Annotated in this window: 5 protein-coding genes and 1 pseudogene; 3 read left to right on the top strand and 3 right to left on the bottom strand. The window is 69.3% G+C overall.

Annotated features, from left to right (window positions below; genetic code table 11):
• From B2U11_RS01245 to B2U11_RS01230, 3 genes and pseudogenes are all read left to right on the top strand, one after another.
• A partial coding sequence (locus B2U11_RS01245; RefSeq protein WP_292069209.1) for an OPT family oligopeptide transporter occupies window positions 1-711 on the top strand: 711 nt, incomplete at its 5' end.
• A gap of 104 nt (window positions 712-815) precedes the next feature.
• A pseudogene (locus B2U11_RS15690) lies at window positions 816-1387 on the top strand (Hsp20 family protein).
• Window positions 1388-1448: 61 nt separating this feature from the next.
• A complete protein-coding gene (locus B2U11_RS01230; RefSeq protein ID WP_292069207.1) occupies window positions 1449-1700 on the top strand; it encodes a DUF1150 family protein in 252 nt (83 codons plus the stop codon).
• Between the two features lie 21 nt (window positions 1701-1721).
• On the opposite strand, the gene ptsN is transcribed toward B2U11_RS01230, so the two are convergent.
• From ptsN to rpoN, 3 genes are all read right to left on the bottom strand, one after another.
• Window positions 1722-2189: a PTS IIA-like nitrogen regulatory protein PtsN gene (ptsN, locus tag B2U11_RS01225; protein ID WP_292069205.1), complete on the bottom strand. Its 468-nt coding sequence runs from the start codon at window positions 2187-2189 to the stop codon at window positions 1722-1724.
• A 73-nt stretch (window positions 2190-2262) separates the two neighbouring features.
• On the bottom strand, window positions 2263-2913 hold the full coding sequence (hpf, locus tag B2U11_RS01220; RefSeq protein WP_292069203.1) for a ribosome hibernation-promoting factor, HPF/YfiA family: 651 nt from the start codon (window positions 2911-2913) through the stop codon (window positions 2263-2265).
• A 64-nt stretch (window positions 2914-2977) separates the two neighbouring features.
• Window positions 2978-4483, bottom strand: a complete 1506-nt coding sequence (rpoN, locus tag B2U11_RS01215; protein WP_292069202.1) for an RNA polymerase factor sigma-54 — start codon at window positions 4481-4483, stop codon at window positions 2978-2980.
• Window positions 4484-4721: the final 238 nt, after the last annotated feature.

The raw sequence follows: 4721 nt of genomic DNA, 5'->3' as shown, positions 1-4721 counted from the left end.
GTCTTCGCCGTGGCCGTCATCGCCAACGACAACCTGCAGGACCTGAAGACCGGCCAGCTGGTCGAGGCCACGCCCTGGCGGCAACAGGTCGCGTTGATCGTCGGCGTCGGCGCGGGGGCGCTGGTCATCCCCTTCATCCTGAACCTGCTGAACCAGGCCTTCGGCTTCGAGGGCGGCCCGCCCGCCATCGTCGAGGGCGCCCAGACCCTGGCGGCGCCCCAGGCCACGCTGATCTCGGCCCTGGCGCGCGGCGTCATCGGCGGCGACCTGCGCTGGGACCTGATCGGCCTGGGCGCGGTGGTCGGGGCGATCATCATCGTGCTGGACGCGGTGCTGGAACGGACCACCAAGGGCCGGATCAAGCTGCCGCCGCTGGCCGTCGGCATCGGTTTCTATCTGCCCGCCGCCGTGACGACCATGCTGGTGATCGGCGCCGTGTGCGGCTGGCTCTATGAGCGGGCCACGGCCTCCCAGACCTACGCCCCCGTGGCGCGGCGCATGGGGGTGCTGCTGGCGTCCGGCCTGATCGTGGGCGAGAGCCTGTTCGGCGTCCTGACCGCGGGCGTCATCGTCGCCACGCGGGACGACGCGCCGTTCGCCATGATCCCCGCAGGCACGGCCTGGCCGGCGATGGCGGCGGGCATCGTCGGCTTCGCGGCCCTCACCTTCGGTCTGTACCGCTGGACCCAGCGGCGGGCCGCCAAGGTCTGACGGCGGTTGATCGGGGGGCCAAGGCCCCCCATCTTCTTCCTGCCGGACGTCTCGCCGATCGCGGGGGACGAGGACCGGCGCCGGTCGCTTTGACGAGGACCAGAATGACGACGCGCACCATCCTGTTCGACAGCCCCTTTCTGCTGGGCTTCGACCATACCCGGGCCCTGATCGACCGGGCGGCCAAGGCGGCGGCCGAGAGCTATCCGCCCTACAACGTCGAGCAGATCGGCGATGCGGCCGTCCGCATCACCCTGGCTGTGGCCGGTTTCACGCCGGACGACCTCTCCGTCACCGTCGAGGGACGTCAGCTGACCATCACCGGCAAGCGCGAGGACGCGGGCCGCGACCCGCAGGCCTTCCTGCATCGCGGCNNNNGATCGGCGACGCCGGGGTGCGCATCACCCTGGCGGTGGCCGGCTTCTCTCCCGAGGAGCTGAACGTGACGCTGGAAGGCCGCCAGCTGACGGTCGCCGGAAAGCGCGACGACGCCGCCAAGGGCGAACAGGCCTTCCTGCATCGGGGCATCGCCGCGCGCGGCTTCGTGCGCAGCTTCGTCCTGGCCGACGGGCTGGAGGTGGCCGGGGCGCGGCTGGAACACGGCCTGCTGCATGTCGACCTGACCCGCCCGGAAGCCGACCGTGTGGTTCGGCGCATTCCCATCACCGCCGGCTGAGACAGCGGCGGTTGAACCGCCCGGCTCGCCGGGCATTGGTATCGAGTAAGGAGGCGGTCCTATGACGCCGATGAAGTTGAGCAAGGAAGATTTCGCCGATCTGGGCGCTCCCGACCTGGTCTATGTGCGCCAGGTCAAGGCGGCGGATCTGCTGGCCGATGCGGCCGACGCACGGGAACTGGATTTGGACAGCGACCAGACGCTTTACGCCGTGCACAGCGCGGACGGGGAACGTCTGGCGGTCATGCTGGATCGCGACACCGCCTTCGCCGCCGCCGTGGCGCACGAGCTGGCGCCGGTATCCGTTCACTGAATTCAGAAGCCGCCGGGCGGCTCAGGCCGCCGTGGCGGGAATGTCGTCGCGCACGAACAGGGCGCGCACCGCATCGGGCGTGCGCGCCTGGCGCAGTTGCTCGCGCAGTTCGGCCGAACGCAGGGCGCGTGACACCGCCGCCAGGGCGCGCAGATGCTCGGCGCCGTCCTTGGGCGGCGCGAATAGGGCGAACATCAGGTCCACGGGGCGATCGTCCACCGCCTCGAACGCCACGGGCGCGTCCAGGCGCACGAAGACGCCGGTGACCCGCTCCAGCCCCTGAAGCCGGGCATGGGGCACGGCCACGCCGGCCCCCAGGCCGGTCGAACCCAGGGCCTCGCGCTCCAGCAGGGCGTCGAACACGCGGCCTTCTTCCATTCCCAGCACCTGGGCCGCCGCCTCGGCGACGGCGTGCAGGGCCTGGCGCTTGGACGAGGTTCCGCCACGCAGCACCACGCCGTCAGGCGCGAGCAAATCACCGATGTCCATGGACTTCCGACTCTAAAGGCGACAGGCGGGGTGTCGCGGGCGCCCGTTTAGAGAAACCCGCGACGAAGTCAAACTAGGCTGTTCCGGCGTGACCGTTGGTCTTGGCGGTCCGCTCGGGGTCGATCCAGCCCACATTGCCGTCGGGACGGCGATAGACAACCGACAGCCCGCCGTGCGCGGCGTTGCGGAACAGCACGACCGGATAGCCCGTCATGTCCAGCTCCAGGACCGCGCGGCCCACGGTAATGGTGCGGATTTCGGACTGGGTCTCGGCGATGACCATGCCCACCGGCGGCGGCCCGTCGTTGTCGCCCGCCGAGCCGAAGGCGTCGTCATCGACGCTGTCGGGATCACGCAGCACGATGCTGCGGGCCACCTCGCGGGCGGCGTCCTCGGTCTTTTCGGGAGACAGGCCCTTGGGACCGATGTGGTGATCCTTGAGCCGTCGCTTGTAGCGGCGGACGCGGGTTTCCAGCCGCTCCAGCGCCTCGGTGAAGGCCGAGTGGGCGTCGCCGCCGAAACCGGTCGTCACCAGAGTCTGGCCTGAGGCCAGTCGCACCCAACAGTCCACCTTGAAGTTGTGGCCGTCCTTGGAGACCACGACTTCGGCGTCATCGCCGCCGCGGGCGAAGTACTTGCCGACTCCGTCTTCGAGTTCCTGGGAGATGCGCGAGCCTAACGCTTCGCCGACATCCACTTGCTTGCCGCTGACTTGGACTTGCATGCCGATAGAACGCTACCGACCGCATTTGGTGTCAATCCGGATCACCGATTTGTGGTGACGCTTGTCAGGCCGTGCGGATCAACCGCCGCCGCTCCACCGACGACGGAATCCTCAGGGCTTCCCGATACTTGGCGACCGTTCGGCGGGCGATGTCGATGCCGGCCTCCTTCAGAATCTCGACGATCCGGTCGTCGGACAAAACGTCGCCCTGGGCGCCCTCGGCGTCGATCATGGCCTTGATCCGGTGACGGACGGCCTCGGCCGAATGCGAGGCGGCGCCGTCGGTCGACTGGATGGCGGCGGTGAAGAAGAATCTCAGCTCGAACACCCCGCGCGGCGTCGACAGATATTTGTTCGAGGTGACGCGGCTGACGGTCGATTCATGCATGCCGATCGCGTCGGCCACCGTCTTCAGGTTCAAGGGGCGCAGGAACTCCACGCCGAAGGCCAGGAAGGCGTCCTGCTGGCGCACGATCTCGGACGTCACCCTCAGAATGGTCTTGGCCCGCTGGTCCAGCGACTTGACCAGCCAGTTCGCCTGGGCCGCGCATTCGGCCACATAGGTCTTTTCGGTCTCGGAGCGGGCGCCGGTCTGGACCACAGCGTGATAGCGCTTGTCGACCAGCAGGCGGGGCAGGGTGTCGGCGTTCAGCTCGACCTTCCAGCCGCCGGCCGGATCGGGGCGGACGTGGACGTCCGGGATGACGGTCTGGGCCGGTTCGCCGCCGAAGCCGGCGCCGGGGCGCGGCGTCAGCCCCTTCAGTTCGGCGATCATTTCGGCCAGGTCCTCGGCGTCGACGCCGCAGACCTGGCGCAGGCCCGCCAGGTCGCGCCGCGCCAGCAGGTCCAGATTGTCCAGCAGCGCCGCCATGGCCGGGTCGAAGCGGTTGCGCTCCATCAGCTGCAGTTTCAGGCATTCGGGCACCGAGCGCGCCATGATCCCCGTGGGCTCGAAGCCCTGGCACACCGCCAGCACGGCCTCGATCCGCTCCAGCGACACGCCCAGGCGATCGGCGAACTCGGCCAGTTCGCCGCGCAGGTAGCCGCCCTCGTCGGTGGCGTCGATCAGGGTCAGGGCCACGCCGTGGTCGGCCACGCCGAAGCCGGCGGATGACGCCTGGGCCTGAAGGTGTTCCCACAGGGTCGGTTCGTGGGTGTCGGGCCGTTCGCCGTCGCCCTCGAACGTCGATCCGCCCTTGCCCGCGCTGGACCAGTCCGACAGCCCCGGCTGGGCCTCGTCGGTCATCCGGTCGCTGGTGCGTTCGCCCGGCGCGGCGTCGCCGTAGACATCGTCGGATCCGGCGTCCATCGCGCTGGAGGCCTCGTGGCCCACGCCGTCGCCGAAGGCCATCTCCGCGTCGTCGGACGAAGCGGTCTGTTCAGGCTCGGGCGCGTCGGGGCCGTCGCCTTCGGGCTCCTCGCGCTGCAGCAGCGGATTGCGCTCCAACTCCGCCTCGACGTAATCCTCAAGCTCGAGGTTGGACAGTTGCAGCAGCTTGATCGCCTGCTGCAACTGGGGCGTGATGACCAGCCCCTGACCCTGCCTGACCTCCAGCCTCTGACCGATCACGTCCGATATTCCCGCCGGGCGCGGAAGTGGCCCGGAACTTGCTGGGTCAGAATGTCGCCGGAACGGTTAACGCCCCCCAAACGCGCGACGCGCGCCCGGACGGGGGCGGAGATGGCCGCCAAGCCGTGGCGAGCCTGCGGGTTTCCTGGGGCAGGCGGTTCGTCCGCGCCTTCAAAAAACCGCTTTACATGACAGCGCGATACCCCCATATCGCGCCTTCCGGCGGACCCCGTAGGTC

Source organism: Brevundimonas sp. UBA7534 (assembly GCF_002479325.1).
Taxonomy (GTDB): domain Bacteria; phylum Pseudomonadota; class Alphaproteobacteria; order Caulobacterales; family Caulobacteraceae; genus Brevundimonas.
This window is presented reverse-complemented; position numbering and strand designations above follow the sequence as displayed.